We start from the raw sequence: 19,330 nt of genomic DNA, 5'->3' as shown, positions 1-19,330 counted from the left end.
AAGGGGATGACTTTTGGCTGCAGCCTCTCTAGACTGGCGAGGCTGTATACAAAAACTCAACATGGACAAGGAGTTATCGATGCACCAGGGATGGCTGCTGATCGGATTGTCGCTCACCTATCTGGGGCTGCTGTTTCTGATCGCCTTCGTGGCGGACAAGCACAAACGGCACCGTCTCAAGGGGCAACCGCTGCTCTACAGCCTGTCGCTGGCGGTCTACTGCACCTCCTGGACTTTCTTCGGCACCGTGGGGCAGGCGAGTGAATCGCCATGGTCGCCGGTGCCCATCTACCTTGGCCCCATGCTGGTCTTTCTGTTTGGCTGGCGGCTGCTGGCTCGCCTCATTCTGGTGGCCAAGCGCGAGCACATCACCTCCATCGCCGACTTTATCGCTGCCCGTTACGGCAAATCCCAGCGGCTCGCCATGGTGATCGCCCTCATCGCCATCATGGGGATCCTCCCCTATCTGGTGTTGCAGCTCAAAGCCATCGTCACCGGGCTGGATCTGCTGATGGTCAACAGCGGCGGCATCAGCCCGACCAGCAATACCAGTGAGCTGGCGCTCGGGGTCACTCTGCTGCTGGCGCTGTTCAGCATCCTGTTCGGTACCCGCCATCTCGATGCCACCGAGCACCACAGGGGGATGGTGGTGGCCATCGCCTTCGAGTCGGTGGTCAAGTTGCTGGCCTTTATCGCGGTGGGGGGCTTCGCTCTCTGGCTGATCTTGAGCAAACCCGGCGAAGCTCACGAGCAGGTGACCCGCGACTTCTTTGCGCAGGTGGTGGCGGTGAGCCCCGGCAACCTGCTGGAGCTTGCCATCTATACGGTGCTGGCGATGTGCGCCGTTATCTGCCTGCCGCGCCAGTTTCATGTGACTGTGGTGGAGAACAATCAGGGGCAGGATCTTCACTGGGCGCGCTGGATCTTCCCGCTTTACCTGTTCGTGATGGGGCTCTTTATCTGGCCGCTGGCGCTGGCGGGCAAGCAGTGGGTGGGTGCCGATATGGCCTCCGACACCTATGTGATCAGTTTGCCGATGGCCCTCGGTTTCGATGGCATGGCGATGTTGGCGTTTCTCGGCGGCACTTCGGCGGCCACCGGCATGGTGATCGTCTGCACCATCGCGTTGGCGATCATGGTGAGCAACGATCTGGTGCTGCCGGTGTTGCTGCGCCGCTTCTGGCGGCAGGGGCGCGACGAGCGGCTGGTAAGGCTGCTGTTGCAGGTGCGCCGTGGTGCCATCCTGCTGATCTTGCTGGCGGCCTGGGGGCTTTACCTCTGGCTCGGCGATCTCACCAGCCTTTCCCGTATCGGCTATCTCTCCTTTGGCGCGGTGGCCCAGTTTGCGCCGGCCCTGCTGCTCGGCCTCTACTGGCGTCACGGCAATCGCAAGGGGGTTTATCTTGGGTTGAGCCTCGGGGTGAGCCTCTGGTTCGTCACCCTGCTGGTGGAGAGCGGGCTGCTGGCCGGTTCACCGCTGGCCGAACTGTTGGCGCCGCCGGACTGGCCTGCGTTTCGCGAGCTGAGTCTCGGGGCCTGGTGCATCTTCCTGAGTCTGCTCTTCAACCTGCTCGGCTATGTAGCCGGTTCTCTGCTGTCGCGACCTGCGGTGAGCGAGCGGCTGCAGGCGGCCAACTTTGTCGGCAAGCCGAGCCGCGATACCGCTGCCCTCTATCAGGCGCGGGTCTCGGTCAAGGAGCTGGAGATGCTGGCGGCCCGCTTTGTCGGCTCAAGCCGGGTCAAGCGTGCCTTTGGTCGTTTCGCCGGTGAGCGGGGCGGCACCCTGGCGCCCCAGATGCAGGCCTCGGCCGAGCTGATTGCCCACACCGAGCGGCTGCTGGCGGGGGTGTTTGGTACCTCGTCAGCGCGGCTGGTGCTTGCCTCTGCCCTGCAGGGACGTAACATGCAGCTCGAGGAGATCGCCACCATAGTCGATGAGGCCTCCGACGTGTTTCGCTTCAACCGCGGCCTGCTGCAGGGGGCGATCGAGCATATCGGGCAGGGGATCTCGGTGGTGGACAGGGAGCTTCGGCTGGTGGCCTGGAACCGCCGCTACATCGAGCTGTTCCACTATCCGCCGGGGCTTATTCAGGCAGGGCGTCCCATCGAGGAGATCATTCGCTACAACGCCCAGCAGGGGCTCTGTGGCCCCGGTGATATCGAGGATCACGTGGCGCGGCGGGTTGCCTTTATGAAGCGCGGCAGCGCCCATATCTCGGCGCGGGAGCGCCCGGACGGGCGGGTGATCGAGATGCAGGGCAACCCCATGCCCGCCGGCGGTTTTGTCATGACCTTTACCGACATCACGCCGTTTCGCGATGCGGAGCGGGTGCTGCGCGAAGCGAACGAACATCTGGAGGCACGGGTGGCCGAGCGCACCCGTGAGCTCTCCGAACTCAACCGCCAGCTGCTGTTGGTGAACCAGCAGGTGGAGCGGGCCAATCAATCCAAGAGCCGTTTTCTGGCGGCGGTCAGCCACGATCTGACCCAGCCCCTCAATGCCGCCAAGCTGTTTACCTCCTCCCTGCTGGAGATGTTGCCCGATGCTGGCGAGCAGGCCCGCATCGCCCGCCATATCGATGATGCGCTGGGGGCGACCGAGGATCTCATCACCGATCTGCTCGATATCTCGCGGCTCGAAGCGGGCAAGTTCAAGGCCAAGAAGCTCGACTTTGCCCTGTGCGATCTGCTCGACAACCTCAAGGCGGAGTTTGGCGTGCTGGCGCAGGCGGGGGGGATCCACTTCTCGGTGGTGGAGAGCAAGCACGCGGTGCACAGCGATGTGCGGCTGCTGCGCCGGGTGTTGCAGAACTTCCTCACCAATGCGTTTCGCTACAACCCGGGGGGCCGGGTGCTGCTTGGTTGCCGCCGGATGGGGGAGAAGATCCGCATCGAGGTATGGGACAACGGCCCCGGTATCCCGCAGGACAAGCAGGAGGCTATTTTTGACGAGTTCTCCCGTCTCGATCACTCCCGCACCGCCAAGGAGCAGGGGCTGGGTCTGGGGCTTGCCATCGCCCGCGGCATCTCGCAGGTGCTCGGTCATCAGCTCACATTGCAGAGCTGGCCGGGCAAGGGATCGGTCTTTGCGGTGACCCTCAATCTGGCGACCCGGCCGGTCACGGCCCATCAGCTGGCGGCGCCGGTGGTGCGTGACAGCCAGCTGGAAGGGGTAGCCGTGCTCTGTATCGACAACGAGCGGGACATTCTGACCGCCATGAGCACCCTGCTCGGCCGTTGGGGCTGCGAGGTGCGCTGCGCCGTCGATCTGGCCGAAGCCGAGGCCCTGGTGGCAGAGGGGTTTGTGCCGCGGCTGGTGCTCTCCGACTACCACCTCGATGATGGCAAGACCGGGTTGGAGGCGCTCGCTGTCCTGCAACAGGTGTGTGGCGACGAGCTGGGAGGGATCATCATCAGTGCCGATCGCAAGAGCGAGCTGCAGGCGCAGATCCGCGAGCGGGGGTATGGCTACATCAGCAAACCGGTCAAACCACTCAAACTGCGGGCTCTGATGAACAGTCTGCTGCTGCGCTAGCCACATCCGGGGCGGCTAGCCGTGAACCGACTCACAAAACCGTGCAATGGTCCTGTGGCCCGTGGTCATGGATAAATGCCGAAAACAGAGATTTATTGGCGAAGATCTCTTCATCTCCCTGCGCAATCGCCGCCAGTTACAGTATTGGCTTGCCACTGTCGGTCAACGCCGACAGTGGCAGACCGGATTGGCTCACTCTATAGTCGGGATGCGATTTTTTGCATCGCAAATGAAGTAACCGAAGGGCAAACCGATCGCAAGATCGGGACGCAAAGCTTCCGGTCCAGGGATGAGCCGTACTTGAGATAGCGGGGCCACCACAGGTTGTTGTGCACCTTTGCCAAGAGGCCGCACTGCCGTCTGCGTTACCTGTCAGGGCGTAGCCCTTTTCGTTGCCAACATAACGAAATAGGGAAATAAAATAATGCTAAGTCCAAAGCCTACCATGCTGGCCCTCGCGGTCGGTCTGTGCTGCGCCTCGTCCGCTTATGCTGCGGCGCCCGGCAAGCCGACCATCGGATGGGGCCCCACCAAGTTTTCCATCGTTGAAGTCGATCAGGCAGCCACTGCCTACAACAATCTGGTCAGGGTAAAGGATGCCGCCGATGTGGAGGTGAACTGGAACCTCTGGAGCGGCGATCTGGGCCAGAGTGCCAAGGTACTGCTCAATGGTCAGGAGGTGTGGTCCGGCCCCTCGGCCGCGGCGGGCAGCGCCAAATTCAAGGTGAAGAAAGGGGGGCGCTACCAGATGCAGGTGGCGCTGTGCAACGCCGATGGCTGTACCCTCTCTGATGCCAAGGAGATCGTGGTCGCCGATACTGACGGCAGTCATCTGGTGCCACTCAAGGCGCCGCTGCAGGAGAACAACAAACCCTACGCCAACAAGTCCGGCAAGGTGGTCGGTACTTACTACGTGGAGTGGGGGGTCTATGGCCGCAAGTTTACGGTGGACAAGATCCCGGCCCAGAACCTGACCCATATCCTCTATGGTTTCACCCCCATCTGCGGCGGGGATGGCCTCAACGACAGCCTCAAGGAGATCGAAGGGAGCTTCCAGGCGCTGCAACGGGCGTGTGCCGGCCGGGCCGACTTCAAGGTGGCGATGCACGATCCCTGGGCCGCCATCCAGATGCCGCAAGGCAACCTCACCGCCCATGACGAGCCCTACAAGGGCAACTTTGGCGCCCTGATGGCGCTCAAGCAGGCCTATCCGAACCTCAAGATCCTCCCCTCGGTCGGCGGCTGGACCCTCTCTGATCCCTTCTATTTCCTCGGTGACAAAACCAAGCGCGACGTGTTCGTCGGCTCGGTGAAAGAGTTCCTGCAGACCTGGAAGTTCTTCGACGGTGTGGATATCGACTGGGAGTACCCAGGCGGACAGGGTGCCAACCCGAAACTGGGCAGCCCGAGTGATGGTGCCACTTATGTGGCCCTGATGAAGGAGCTGCGGGCCATGCTCGACGAGCTGGAGGCCGAGACCGGTCGCCAGTATGAGCTCACTTCCGCCATTGGGGCGGGGGGCGACAAGATCCAGGATGTGGACTACAAGGCGGCCCAGCCCTACATGGACCACATCTTCATGATGACCTACGACTACAACGGTGCCTGGAGCAACACCGAGCTGGGCCACCAGACCAACCTCTATGCGGCGAGCTGGGATCCCGATACCAAGTACACCACCGACAAGGCGGTCAATCAGCTGCTGGCGCAGGGGGTTGAGCCGGGCAAGCTGGTGGTTGGTGCCGCCATGTATGGCCGTGGCTGGACCGGGGTGAGCGGTTATCAGGGCAACAACCCCTTCACCGGCAAGGCGACCGGCAAGGTGAAAGGCACCTGGGAGGACGGGGTGGTGGATTACCGCGACATCGTCAACAACCGGATGGGGGCGGGCTGGGAGAAGGGCTACGACGAGGTGGCCGAGGCTCCCTATCTGTTCAAGGCGGCGACCGGCGATCTCATCACCTATGACAACGATCGCTCGGTCAAGGCCAAGGGGCAGTATGTGCTGGCCAACAAGCTCGGTGGCCTCTTCTCCTGGGAGATCGATGCCGACAACGGCGACATCCTCAACGCCATGCACGAGGGGTTGGGCCACGGCAGTGGCGTCACGCCACCGGCCAACAAGCCGCCGCTGGCCAACGCGGGCAGTGACCTCAAGGTGACCGGCCCGACCGAGGTGACGCTGGATGGGTCGGCCTCCCACGATCCGGAAAACAGCGCGCTCAACTACAGCTGGAAGCAGATCTCCGGCCCGCAGGCTGCCCTGCTTGATGCTACTCAGGCCAAGGCCCGGGTTGTACTCGATGCCGTGTCCGCCGACATCAATCTGGTGTTCGAGCTGACGGTGACCGATGACCAGCAGTTGAGTGCCAAGGATCAGGTGGTGGTGACCAACAAGGCGCCGCAGGCCAATCTGGCGCCTGTGGTGAGTGTACCTGCCACGGCCTCTGTGGAGGCGGGCAAGCAGGTGACTATTAAGGCGACCGCCTCTGATCCGAACGATGATCCGTTGACCTATCAGTGGAGTGTGCCGGCAGGCATCACCGCAACGGGTCAGAACAGCGCCACCCTGGTGGTGACCGGCCCGAACGTCACCAGCGATACCGGCTATGACCTGAGCGTCATCGTCTCCGACGGCGGGCTGGATGCCAGCGCGGCAACCCGTCTGACGGTCAAACCGGCCAGCAGCGGCGGTGGTTGCACGGCGACCGATCCGGATGCGGCCAACTGGCCAGTTTGGAAAGCGGCAAGCACCTATAACAGCGGCGACAAGGTGAGCCATAACCAGCTGGTGTGGCAGGCCAAGTACTGGACCCAGGGCAACGAGCCGAGCCGCACTGCGGATCAGTGGCTGCTGGTGAGCAAGGTGCAACTGGGTTGGGATGCCAATGTGGCCTACAACGGTGGCGAGCTCACCACCCATAACGGCCGTCAGTGGAAGGCGCAGTACTGGACCAAGGGCAATGAGCCCGGCAAACACGACGTCTGGCAGGATGTGGGGGCCGCCAGCTGTAAATAAGCATTGAATGGTGGCGGGGCATGCCAGTCATGCCCCGTTTTTTCTCCCCGCTTCGCCACATTCTGGCGGGTCTGCCAATCGGTTTCCCCCAGCTTCTCTCGTGTCCCTGCAAAGTGCTCACTCTTGCCTAGTGATTAATGCTCTCCCCGATAGCTGGCATCTGTGCCGCACGCTGCTCTTTGTGGTGCCGCTTGTGTTGGTACATGTCCGCATCGGCCTTGGCAAACGCGGCGGCAAAGTCGCCGCGATAGGGGGCCATCCCCATGCTGCACGAGATAGTCGGAGAGGCGCTGGCCAGCATGGTCGTCAGCCTGGCCATCGCCTGTTGCAGCTCGGTCGGTGTCAGAGTGGTGAGCAGCACAAACTCATCCCCGCCAAAGCGGGCGGCAATCACCCCCTGACCGAAGTGCTGGCGTATGCCATCTGCGATAAGGCGCAGGGCCTGATCACCCGCCAAATGGCCACTGCTGTCGTTGAGCTGTTTGAGATTATCCATGTCGATCAGCAGCAGGGTGCCTTCCGGCTGTGCTTGCAGAGCGAGTTCGAATTGCTGGCGATTGGCGAGCCCGGTCAGCTGGTCGGTATTGGCCAGCTGATAGATGCGGCGGGACTGCTGATAGATGGTGATGGCGTGGCGAATATCCCGCGCCAGGATCGCCATCAGGTGGCTGTCGTAGCGGGTAAAGGCATGACGTTTGCTGCTGTCCATATTGATCATGCCGTAGAGCTGACCATCGATATGGATCGGGGTCGCCAGCGTGGCCTGGATGGGCAGGTCGGTGCAGTTGACCAGCAGCTCTCTGTCCAGTTCGGACAGGGGCATGGTGGCATTTATCTTCGACAGGTCGTTGATCAGCAGTGTTTTGTTGCAGCGCCCCTGAGTCAGCTTGTACTGAAAGGTGTGCTCCAGCGGCAGATTGATCCGCCGCAGTTTCACCAGATCCATGCCGATGGCCGCTTCATACCTCAACATGCCTGTGCCCGGCAGTAGCTTGATCAGGCAGCCCATCTCGGCTCCCGGGATCAACATCACGGCTCGTCTGAGCAGATCCTCCAGAAAGGCCTCTTCGGTCTGGTATTGCGCCGAGTTGCGGGCCAGTTCGGCGGTGGTTTCGTTGATCTTGAGCGCCTCACTCAGATGCTGCCACTGGCGGTGCAGATGGTAGCGGTAGTGGCGATAGAGCCAGAAGGTGCAGATAAGGTAGCTCTGGACTAGCAAGGTGCTGGCAAGCGGCGCCCTTTGCCAGCCATTGAGGCTGTTGATAAGCCAGATCATCCCGGCCAGTGGCAAGGCATAAATCGTCAAACGAACAAATTTGTCGTATCTGGATAACCGGGTGCGTGAGGGCAATTCGCTGGGCATGAAGACACCTGCTGGCCATGCAAAGCGGCGATTATAAATTCATTAGTTGCGATACAGATGGGTCTTTTGTCGCATATTGTTCTTACTCATTGATTTTTCTCAATTTGGTGTGATGCAGATCAAAAAAATGGTGTGAGGTATCTGGTTGGAGGTGATGAGATTATGTCTGCATATCCGGCTGTTTTTTAAACATTAATTTCTTGAAAGTGGGTAATTGTCGGGGTTGGAAACCGGTGGGCTGGCAATGGTCCGATTTGCTTACTTATCAGAATTACCCTACAGTCAATCGGCGATTATTTATCGCCAGAAATAACGTTGTGACAAGGGCAAACCGATTGAAAAGTCGGGACGCAAAGCTTCCGGTCTAAGGGTCAAGACGACCTAGGATAGCGGGGCCACCACAGTAGAATGCAGGCTGCCTTTGCCAAGGGGTGGCCGTTTTTGTGTCACCTGTCGTGTTGCGTTGCCCTTTCGTTTTTCCCATAACGAAACGAAAAGGAAAGCAATATGCTAAGTCCAAAACCTGCACTGCTGGCCATGATGGTCGGCACCCTGCTCGCCTCCTCCGCCGCTTATGCGGCGGCTCCCGGCAAACCCGCCATCGGTTGGGGCCCCACCAAGTTTGCCATCGTCGAAGTCAGCCAGTCCGCGACCGCTTATAACGAGCTGGTCAAGGTGAAGAATGGCGCCGATGTGACCGTCACCTGGAATATCTGGAACGGCGATATTGGCCAGAGTGCCAAGGTGCTGCTGGATGGCAAGGAAGTCTGGTCCGGTCCCTCTTCCGCCGCGGGTACCGCCACCTTCAAGGTGCACAAGGGGGGCCGCTATCAGATGCAGGTCGCGCTGTGCAACGGCGATGGCTGTACCCTGTCTGATGCCAAGGAGATCGTGGTCGCCGATACCGATGGCAGCCACCTTGCGCCGCTCAAGCCTACCCTGCAGGAGAATAACAAACCCTATGTCAACAAGTCCGGCAAGGTGGTCGGTACCTACTATGTGGAGTGGGGGGTCTATGATCGCAACTTCACCGTGGACAAGTTGCCGGCCCAAAACCTGACCCATATCCTCTATGGCTTCACCCCGATCTGTGGCGGTGATGGCCTCAACGACAGCCTCAAAGAGATTGCCGGCAGCTTCCAGGCGCTGCAACGTGCCTGTGCCGGGCGCAAGGATTTCCAGGTCGCCATTCACGATCCCTGGGCCGCGCTGCAAAAAGGGCAGGGGTCACTGGTCGCCTGGGATGAGCCCTACAAGGGCAACTTCGGTAATCTGATGGCCCTCAAACAGGCCTATCCTGACCTGAAGATCCTCCCCTCCGTCGGTGGCTGGACCCTCTCCGACCCCTTCTTCTTCATGCATGACAAGGCCAAGCGTGACGTGTTCGTCGCCTCGGTCAAGGAGTTTCTGCAGACCTGGAAGTTCTTCGACGGTGTCGACATCGACTATGAGTTCCCGGGCGGCGACGGTGCCAACCCCAATCTGGGGGACAAGACCAAAGATGGTGAAACCTATGTGCTGATCATGAAGGATCTGCGCGCCATGCTCGACGAGCTGGAGGCCGAGACCGGTCGCACCTATCAGCTCACCTCCGCCATCGGTGCCGGTTACGACAAGATTGAGGATGTGGATTACAAGGCTGCCCAGCAGTACATGGACCACCTCTTCGTGATGAGTTACGACTACAACGGTGCCTGGAGCAATACCTCCCTGGGTCATCAGGCCAACCTCTATCAGGCTACCAACGGCTCGGCCAACAAGCGCTACAACACTGATGCAGCGGTGCAGCAACTGCTGGCGCAAGGGGTCGACTCGGAAAAGCTGGTGATCGGTGCCGCCGCCTACGGTCGCGGCTGGAAAGGGGTGAGCGGATATCAGGGCAACGATCCCTTCACCGGCACCGCCACCGGCAAGATAAAGGGCACCTGGGAAGATGGCGTGCTGGATTATCGCCACATCGTCAACAGCCACATGGGCGCAGGCTGGGAGTACAACTACGACGAGACTGCCGAAGCGGCCACCCTGTTCAAGCCCTCCACCGGCGAGCTGATCACCTATGACGACGAGCGCTCGGTCAAGGCGAAAGGCCAATACGTGCTGGCCAACAAGCTGGGCGGGCTCTTCTCCTGGGAGATCGATGCCGACAACGGCGACATCCTCAACGCCATGCATGAAGGTCTCGGCCACGGTGAAGGGGTCACTCCGCCAGCCAACAAGCCGCCAGTAGCCAACGCGGGCAGCGATGTGGCGGTGACCGGCCCGGCTACCCTGATGCTGGATGGCTCAGCCTCCCACGACCCGGAAAATGGCGCCCTCACCTATAGCTGGAAGCAGGTCTCCGGCCCGCAGGCTGCCCTGCTAGATGCCACTCAGGCCAAGGCCCGTGTTGTACTCGATGCCGTGTCCGCCGACATCAATCTGGTGTTCGAGCTGACGGTGACCGATGACCATCAACTGACCGCCAGGGATCAGGTGGTGGTGACCAACAAGGCGCCGCAGCCCAACCTGCCTCCGGTGGTCACTCTGCCTGCCAGCGTCAAGGTGGAAGAGGGCAAGCAGGTGACCATCACTGCCAAGGCATCCGACCCCAACGACGACGAGCTGATCTATCAATGGCAAGTGCCTGCCGGTATCACGGCGACCGGCCAGAACAGCGCCACCCTGGTGGTCACCGGCCCGGCGGTGGATGTCGAAACCGGTTATGACCTCTCTGTGACCGTCTCCGATGGCGCACTCGATGCCAACGCGGCCACCCGTCTCACCGTCACGCCAATCAACGAAGGTGGTGAGGGTGGCTCTTGCAACACCACAGATCCGGAAGCAGCCAACGTTCCCGCATGGCAGGCCAGCAAGGTCTACAACGGCGGTGACAAGGTGAGCCATAACCAGCTGGTATGGCGTGCCAAGTACTGGACTCAGGGTAATGAGCCGAGCCGCGCCGCCGATCAGTGGGCGCTGGTGAGTCAGGTTGAGCTGGGCTGGAACGCAGCCGTTGCCTACAACGGCGGGGATCTCACCAACCACAACGGCCGTCAGTGGAAGGCCAAGTGGTGGACTCAAGGCAATGAGCCGGGCAAGCACGATGTCTGGCTGGATATCGGGGCAGCAAGCTGTAACTGAGGCCTCTTCACCGATGACGGGGCATGGCGACATGCCCCTCATTCCCGGTAGCAATATGAACGAGAACCCGACAATGACCACAAATGTGACCCGAATCGCTGCCCTCATCATGGCAACCCTGGCGGCTGGCCCCCTGTCTGCCGCCACCTCGCCCCTGATATTCAATGAGACGACACCGCAAAGCGATCTGGCGGGTAGCCTGGCTGCCAGCGTGCAGTTTGCCCAGAGCCAGATCCTGCCGTCCCATCCCAAAGAGGGGGATCGCCAACCCATCCTGACCAGCCTGCGCAAGAGCCTGCTGCTGGTGCAACCGCTCCAGGCCGACGGGGTGACCCCCATGACAGTGGAGGCCCGCGACGGCAGCGGCAAGCTGCTTGGCACCCTGACCTTGTCACCGCCATCGGCGCTGCCCGAGACGGTCTACCACCTCGCGGGGGTTCCCGAAGGCGGAGTGAGCTTCGTCCCGGAGAGCGGCAGCAGTGCCATCATCAGCAGCAGTGCTGATTTGGCCAAACTGAGCGACAAGAGCGGCGCTTTCCTCAAGGATCGGCTGACCGGGCGCGCGCTGGTGGAGATCCAGACCGCCGACGGCCGCTGGGTTCGGGATATCTACCTGCCCGTGAGCCCGGAGCTGGAGGGCAAGATGGTGCGGATCCGCTCCAGCGCCGGTTATAACTCGACGGCCTTCTATGGCGAGCGGCAGGTGACGATCTCCCGTGGCCAGACCCTGCAGTTCAAGTTTGCCAATGGGCAGTGGTTCCGCGAGGGGGAGCTGGAGAACAACCGCATCACCTATGCAGCGGATACCTGGAGCGGCGAGCTGCCTGCCGAGTGGATCCAGCCCGGACTGAACCTCTCCGTTCGTCAGGGCAATCTCAGTGGTGAACTGCGTGACATCAAGGTCGGCGCCCCCGGCGAGCTGCTGCTGCACACCATCGACATCGGCATGCTCACCACACCACGGGATCGCTTTGCCTTTGCCAATGACAAGGAGGCCCATCGCGAATACTTCCAGACCATTCCGGCCAGCCGGTTGCTCGTCAGTCAGTATGCACCGCTCTCCCTGCCTGAGGTGATGCTGCCCAATGGCACCCTGCTGACCGATTTTGACCCGAGCGAGGGGGGTTGGCATGGCGGCACCATGCGTCAGCGCATCGGCAAGGAGCTTATCTCCCACGGCATCGACAATGCCAACTACGGCATCAACAGCAGTGCCGGTGAAGGGGAAGGAAGCCATCCCTTTGTGGTGGCCCAACTGACGGCGCACAACAGCCGCGGCAAATATGCCAATGGGGTTCAGGTGCACGGTGGCTCCGGTGGCGGTGGTATCGTCACGCTGGATGATTCGCTGGGCAACGAGTTCAGCCACGAAGTAGGCCACAACTTCGGCCTTGGCCACTATGTGGATGGCTTCCGAGGCTCGGTTCACCGCAGTGCCGATCAGCTCAACTCCAGCTGGGGCTGGGACAGTGACAAACACCGTTTCATCCCAAACTTCTCGCCGACCCGCACCAATGAGGATGCCTGTCTGGATGGCCAGTGCCAGCCACCGTTCGATGGCCGCAAGTTTGGCTACGATGCGATGGCGGGCGGCAGCCCTCTCTCCGGTACCAACCGTTTCACCCTCTATACCCCCAATTCCGCCGCCATCATTCAGCGCTTCCTGGAGAGCAAGGCGGTGTTCGATGCCAACTCGGCAACCGGCTTTAGCAAGTGGAACAGTGCGACGGCCATGATGGAGCCCTATCAGCATACAATCGAGGGGATCGAGAAGGTCGATGCCCCCATGGATGCCCTGAGCGAGGCCGGACTGAGTGCCCTGCTGGCGGATTACGGTTTGGTCAGGGTCGCCATGTGGGATGGTCGCTGGACCCGTGATATCCGGGTGCCGATTGCCTCTGCGGACAACCGTGGGCGCAGTCTGACCATCGATCACGGGGCCGGTTACAACAGTCGCCTCTTTATCAACGGCAAGGAAATTGTGGTGAACCGGGGCTTCAAGAAGAGCTTCACCTCGGATGGCCAGAGCTGGGTGGAGGTCTCCCCCATTGATACCAAGGTTGCGCGCAAGCCCGAGCAGTTCGGCGTGCCGGTGACCACCCTGGTGGGCTATTACGATCCGCAAGGAGCCCTGCGCAGCTACATCTATCCGGCTCTGCACGGCGCCTACGGCTTCACCTATCCGGATGACAGCAACACCCTGTCCGGCAATGACTGCCAGTTGCAGGTGGAGACCCGCGATGGTCTGCAGCGCTTCAGGCTGGCCAATCACAGAGCGGCCAGCAGCGTCATGAACAAGTTCCACATCAACCTGCCCACCGCCAGCGAGCCCGGCCGCGCCACCATCCAGTGCCGTGGCCAGACACTGGTACAGCAGAGCTTGCTGCCACCGCAGCAGATCCTCTCCTTTACCGTCAACGGGCGGCCGCTGGAGCAGGGCGTGGTGGAGAACCAGCCTCCGGTGGTGACCGTACCAGCGCAGCTTGGCGGCATCGGCGGTGAGTGGCTGACCATCACTGCCGAGGCGAGGGATCCCGAGGGCGATGCGCTGAGCTACCGCTGGCACTTCCCGGCGGGCTGGCAGGTGGAAGGCGAGACCAGTGCAAACCTTCGTTTGCTGCCGCCGGCAGTCACCACCAGCGAGCAGCATGAGCTGAGTGTGAGCGTCTCGGACGGGGTACATCAGAGCGAAGGGCGCGTCGTGCTGACGCTGGCGCCCGTGGTCGACGGCTCTTGCAACACCACAGATCCGGAAGCGGCGAATGTTCCCGCATGGCAGGCCAGCAAGGTCTACAACGGTGGCGACAAGGTGAGCCACAACCAGCTGGTATGGCGTGCCAAGTACTGGACTCAGGGCAATGAACCGAGCCGCGCCGCCGATCAGTGGGCGCTGGCGAGTCAGGTTGAGCTGGGCTGGAGCGCTACCGTTGCCTACAACGGCGGGGAGCTGACCAACCACAACGGCCGTCAGTGGAAGGCCAAGTGGTGGACTCAAGGCAGCGAGCCGGGCAAGCACGATGTCTGGCTGGATGTCGGGGCGGCAAGCTGCCCCTAGGTTGAGTCCATGATGAAGATGGCGGAGCCTGTTCAGGCGGGCTCTGCCTTTTGCCACAAAACCATAGAGAGCAACAATAATGAAAAAAAACCGCATCACCCTTCTGCTTGCCGGCATGATGCTGAGCGGCCACCTGTGGGCGGCCGAGGCATACGACATCAACAAATCCTATCCGGGCGGCAGCCAGGTCAATTACAACGGCCAGGTTTTCGAGGCCAAGTGGTGGGTCAACCCGGGTCAGACTCCCGGCATGGCGGCCGCCAATGAGTGGGATACCCCGTGGAAGCTGATCGGCGAAGGGGATGTGACCCCGCCGGACACCGGCGGCGATGACAAGCCCAATCCGCCGACACCTACCCCGCCGGATGGCAGCACCACCCCCGTCTATATGAGCCAGGCCGAGCTGGATGCCAAAGAGAAGGCGCTGACCGACTTCCCGGCGATGGAAGCGGTCAAGGCCTCCATCGCTACCCGGGACAATCTGGTAGTCGAGGCGGTGCAGCCGGGTCGTGCCGACAACCCGGGCAACGTCAAGCGGGTCGAAAGCCTGCTGAGCGAGAGCCAGTTCAACTACCTCTTCCCGCTACGCGCCCCCGAGTACACCTATCGTGGCCTGTTGCAGGCGGCGGCCAAGTTCCCGGCCCTGTGCAGCGATTACAGCGACGGCCGCGATGCTGACGCCATCTGCCGCAAGACTCTGGCGACCATGTTCGCTCACTTCGCTCAAGAGACCGGCGGCCATGAAAACTGGCGCCCGGAAGCCGAGTGGCGTCAGGCGCTGGTCTACGTGCGCGAGATGGGATGGAATGAGACCATGCGCGGCGGTTACAACGCCGAGTGCAGCCCGGATGTGTGGCAGGGTCAGCAGTGGCCGTGCGGCACCTTCGATAATGGCGAGTTCAAGAGCTACTTTGGCCGCGGCGCCAAGCAACTCTCTTACAACTACAACTACGGCCCCTTCTCCGAGGCGATGTTCGGCACTGTGCGCACCCTGCTCGACCGCCCCGATCTGGTGGCCGACACCTGGCTGAACCTCGCCAGTGCGGTGTTCTTCTATACCTATCCGCAGCCGCCCAAGCCCTCCATGCTCCATGTCATCGATGGCACCTGGCAGCCAAACGAGCACGACAAACAGAACGGTCTGGTGCCGGGCTTCGGGGTCACCACCCAGATCATCAACGGCGGGGTGGAGTGCGGTGGTCCGGTCGAGCATGCCCAGTCCCAGAACCGCATCAACTACTACCGCGAGTTTGCCAACTACCTCGGGGTGGCGGTGCCATCCGACGAAGTGCTGGGTTGCAAGAACATGAAGGTGTTTGACGACAATGGCGCCGGTGCCTTGCCCATCTATTGGGAGCAGGACTGGAGCTATGTGGCAGAGAACCCCAACGGCGGCAAGAGTTACTCGTGCAAGCTGGTGGGCTACCAGACCCGTTTCAGTGCCTTCAAGGCAGGGGATTACAGCCGCTGTGTTCAGCACTTCTATCCGGAGGTGGTGATCGAGGATAACGGCGGTGGCACCAACCTGCCGCCGGTGGCCAATATCACCGGCCCGGCGCAGGCCGAAGGTGGCAGCAAGGTAACCCTCTCCGGCCAGCACTCCAGCGATCCGGAAGGCAAGCCGCTGACTTATGCCTGGATTATTCCGGCCGGTGCCTCTGCCCCGGCTCTGGATCAGGTAACGCTGGAGTTGACTCTGCCCAAGCCGGCCAGCGATACCAAGCTGGAGATCAAACTGACGGTCACAGATGAAGGTAATCTGAGCCGCAGCACTACCCATAGCCTGCTGGTGAAAGGGGAGGAGGGGGGCGTAACGCCGCCTGACTATCCGGCCTACAAAGAGGGGACTCCCTACAAGGCGGGCGAGCGGGTCAGTAACGGCGGTGCCAGCTACGAGTGCAAACCGCACCCCTACACCGGTTGGTGCGCAGGTGCTGCCTGGGCCTATGAGCCGGGCAAGGGTACGGCCTGGGCCGATGCCTGGATCAAGCTCTGAGCCGTTTCAGGGTTACAAGGCTTACCGACAAGCCTGCGCACTATTTGGTGTAATCACAGTCTGGAGCAATAAAAGATGGGGCCTGCGGGCCCCATTCTTGTTTGGTGGAGTTCAGGTTTGGCCGTGGAACATCTGGCCCGGACAGGACAGCGCCTCGAGAGGGCTGTGTGATGATGTGTGTTGTAGTTTTATTACTTTTTCCGTGAAAGGCTTTCAGCAATTATTTGCCGTAGCGGAAGTAGTATTCACGGGTGGAGGGGGCATAGGCATCTTTCTCTACAACGCCGTTCTTGGTGGTTGCACCGCGCAGGTGGAACAGGACTGCCAGATTCTCAAACATGGTTTACCTCATCGCTCTGTCATTTATGGTTATGGGGTGTGACCTGGGTCACGGTTTGATCCTATGGTCATTTGTGAGCCAGATCAACTTTCCGTGTTGTAAATTTACAAAAATCATGGAAAGGGTTTTCAAATGCAATGCCCTTTATGGAAAGGCTTTCCCGAGGTGACGGGGGAGAAGCTGACGATCAGCCTGCAAAAGATGCCTGAGAGCGGGGGCGTTGCACGGGGAAAGAGGCTTGCTGCACGGCCTCTCCTTTATAGGTGCTTGAGCCGATTTGTGACATAAAACAGAGAGATAGCACGCGTCTTGCTGGTAAAAACAGCGAACTGCTGCAATTTTGACTAAACGAATCAGTCGCGGTTATTTTAGGGTTGACAGCAAAGCGGGTGATGCCTATCATGCGCCTCCGTTGCCGGAGATAACTTCGTCAGCACCGAGGTGAGTTGGGGTTATAGCTCAGCTGGGAGAGCGCTTGCATGGCATGCAAGAGGTCCGCGGTTCGATCCCGCGTAGCTCCACCAAATTCTTGTTAAAAGAAACAAAAAGGCCACCGCATCGCGGTGGCCTTTTTGTTTTCTCCATCATTTATTTTCTCCATACGCCCGCGCCTTTCATTTGTAAATCCAATGACCTGAATGAAAAAGCCCGCGAGAGTCACGGGCTTTGGTTGCACTATTCAAATGCGCCTGTGGTTAACGGCGACGTCGCCAGGCCAGCGGTAACAGGGCCAGCAGGCCGAGTCCCAGTGCACCACCGCCTGAGGAGGTGTCCGGTTTGGTGGCATCGCTCTCCAGTCTCAGGTCGACGATGATGGGATCATGGTCAGAGGCACTGAAGGGGTTGTCAGACTTGAGCAGGGAGCCGGTGTACTGGCTGCCGTATTCGAACAGGGAGCTCTCGAAGGAGTTGATGTGCCAGTCGGCGACACCTGCCACCTTGCTGGCCAGCGCCGGGTTGGCGAGGGCATAGTCCAGGGTGCCCAGCTCCCCGTCGTAGCTGTAGGAGATGGCTTTCTCCTTGTTGAATTTGACGTTGAGATCGATCAGGCCGTAGCTGCGAGTCACTTCGCGACCGAGCTGTTCATAGGACTGATCACCGATAAAGGTGTGGGAGGCTGATACGATCTTCCGCTCGCTGGTGGCCGGGTTGTAGTCGGTCAGTACCCGGATCGGATCTTCCTTGGCGTAGGAGTTGAAGTCGCCCACCAACAGCACCTGGCCCGGCAGTTTGCTGACCGCCTCACCCAGCACCTTGGCGGCAGAGACCCGGAACTCGGTGCACTTGCCTTGCAGGTCGGCCGGTTCTGTCTTGCCATCGCCATTTTCGTAGCAGCCTGACCCCTTGGATTTGAGGTGGTTGACCACCAGTGTCAGCGGCTCCTTGCTCTTGGCGAGGGTGAAGGTCTGAACCAGTGAGTCGCGCTGACCGGCTGTCTTGGCCACACCACCAGTGGTGTAGCGCTGCTCCGGCAGCTTGATGACGCTGGCATCTCCGCTGGGGGTGAGCAGGGCAGGACGGTAGATCATCGCCACCATGATGGCGTCGCCGCCGAAGAACTTGCCATCGGTAAGGGCAGTGACCGGCAGACGCACATAGGCGTAGTGTTTGCTCGCATCCTTTTGCTGTTCGTTGAGGCGGGTCACCAGATTGTGGAGTGCCGAGTTATCCTCGAAGCCGTTGTTCTCCATCTCCATCAGGCCAAGCAGATCGGCATCCATTGCGGTAATGGCATTGACGATCTTGGTGCGCTGCTTCTCGAACTCGGGCTGGCTCTTGGCACCCCGGTTGCAACCTTTGGCGTTGTCGGCATCCGCCTGATCCTTGCACAGGATATTGAGTGCGCCGCCAATGCTGGAGTGGCTGGTGAAGTAGTTGAGTACGTTGAAGCTGCCGATCCGCAGATCGCTGCCAGCGAGGCGAGCCGGCGCGTCTTGACGATCCTCTTCAGGGCTGCGCAGCAGGGCGCCGGCAGTCAGGGTGACATCGCTCGGTACCACCAGACGGAACGCATCCTTGTTGTATACGATCACCCCCTCCAGCCCGGTCAGTTGATCACCGATGCGCAGATATCCCTGATCGGCATCCCAGCTCGGGAACCAGGGCAGTACGCCATCCGGTACTTTGTTGTTATCGGACTCTACCACCAGACGGTTGCTGCTATTTTGGGTGGCTAGTGCGACAGCGTCCGCACTGTTGGCAACATGAAGTTGGGTCGGTTTGATCAGCGGGGTTTTGTGGGCCAACTCTACGTTGTTGCGATAGACCTTGTAGTCGAAGCCGTAGTTGCGGGTCAGGTGCAGGTCACTGCTGCTGTCGAGACGTACCCGCATCCCTTCGTGGCGATTGAGCGCTTGCGCCAGCGTCTCCCCTTCATTGACCTGCAGTACGCTGGTCGGCACATTCAGCCCTTGTGCGGTGACTTGCAGGCGGGCTTTGCTGGATTCGAAGGTGGGCTTGAGCTGGGTGCCGCCGTAATACTCCTCGACCTTGGCTTCGAGGCAGAGTTCAGACCCCGGTTTGATGTCTTTATATTTGGTCGCGAAGTCCTTGTCGTTCAGATAGACAAAGATGCCATCAGAGGTGGCCGGATTGCCATCGCCCACCGGGTCGGTCAGATAGAACCCCTTGGTCAGGCTTTGGCCCAGCGTCGTCACGATACCGCGAACGTTGAAGGTGCCCGGGCTGATTTTGCCGGTCACATTGCCGTTCTTGTCGGTCACGGTCTGGGTGGCCAGCGCGCTGGCGGAGCCTGTGCCCTGAATGGTCGGGATGGGGGTGAGTTGAGCCGGATCGGACGGGCAGACAAATGCCGCATGGGCGCCTGAGGATGCAAGTGCCAGCCCCACGGCCAGCGACAGCAGGGTACGAGTACCTTTCATAGGTGTTCCTTTTTTATTTT

7 protein-coding genes, 1 tRNA gene and 2 riboswitches are annotated in these 19,330 nt (G+C 60.7%); of the genes, 6 read left to right on the top strand and 2 right to left on the bottom strand.

Features of this window, described 5'->3' with window-relative positions; all coding sequences use genetic code 11:
• Positions 1-79: 79 nt before the first annotated feature.
• A complete protein-coding gene (locus OKB77_RS12050; RefSeq protein WP_123172472.1) occupies positions 80-3,535 on the top strand; it encodes a hybrid sensor histidine kinase/response regulator in 3,456 nt (1,151 codons plus the stop codon).
• Between the two features lie 234 nt (positions 3,536-3,769).
• Positions 3,770-3,857, top strand: a riboswitch (cyclic di-GMP riboswitch).
• A gap of 102 nt (positions 3,858-3,959) precedes the next feature.
• The gene (locus OKB77_RS12045) at positions 3,960-6,554 is read left to right on the top strand and encodes a glycosyl hydrolase family 18 protein (RefSeq protein WP_123172473.1); all 2,595 of its coding nucleotides are present in this window, start codon (positions 3,960-3,962) and stop codon (positions 6,552-6,554) included.
• Between the two features lie 127 nt (positions 6,555-6,681).
• Here OKB77_RS12045 and OKB77_RS12040 read toward each other — a convergent pair whose 3' ends face one another.
• Positions 6,682-7,917, bottom strand: coding sequence for a sensor domain-containing diguanylate cyclase (locus tag OKB77_RS12040; protein ID WP_123172474.1), 1,236 nt, complete (start codon positions 7,915-7,917; stop codon positions 6,682-6,684).
• Between the two features lie 315 nt (positions 7,918-8,232).
• Positions 8,233-8,320: riboswitch (cyclic di-GMP riboswitch) on the top strand.
• Between the two features lie 104 nt (positions 8,321-8,424).
• Here OKB77_RS12040 and OKB77_RS12035 point away from each other — a divergent pair.
• The 4 genes from OKB77_RS12035 (at position 8,425) to OKB77_RS12020 (ending at position 16,952) form a co-directional block, all read left to right on the top strand.
• The gene (locus tag OKB77_RS12035; RefSeq protein WP_123172475.1) at positions 8,425-11,037 is read left to right on the top strand and encodes a glycosyl hydrolase family 18 protein; all 2,613 of its coding nucleotides are present in this window, start codon (positions 8,425-8,427) and stop codon (positions 11,035-11,037) included.
• A 73-nt stretch (positions 11,038-11,110) separates the two neighbouring features.
• Positions 11,111-14,092 carry a M66 family metalloprotease gene (locus OKB77_RS12030; protein WP_223849327.1) on the top strand — a complete coding sequence of 994 codons (2,982 nt, stop codon included), beginning with the start codon at positions 11,111-11,113 and terminating at the stop codon, positions 14,090-14,092.
• Between the two features lie 79 nt (positions 14,093-14,171).
• Entirely contained in the window at positions 14,172-16,088 is a 1,917-nt protein-coding gene (locus tag OKB77_RS12025; protein WP_123172477.1) for a glycoside hydrolase family 19 protein, read from the top strand.
• Positions 16,089-16,876: 788 nt separating this feature from the next.
• Positions 16,877-16,952, top strand: a tRNA-Ala gene (locus OKB77_RS12020).
• Between the two features lie 171 nt (positions 16,953-17,123).
• On the opposite strand, the gene OKB77_RS12015 is transcribed toward OKB77_RS12020, so the two are convergent.
• Positions 17,124-19,310, bottom strand: a complete 2,187-nt coding sequence (locus OKB77_RS12015) for an ExeM/NucH family extracellular endonuclease (RefSeq protein WP_123172478.1) — start codon at positions 19,308-19,310, stop codon at positions 17,124-17,126.
• Positions 19,311-19,330 lie beyond the last annotated feature (20 nt).

Origin of the sequence: Aeromonas sp. Y318-3 (assembly GCF_027706185.1) — a bacterium.
Lineage (GTDB): Bacteria > Pseudomonadota > Gammaproteobacteria > Enterobacterales > Aeromonadaceae > Aeromonas > Aeromonas veronii.
Note: the sequence above shows the minus strand (reverse complement) of the source record. Positions and strands in the feature narration are given on the sequence as shown.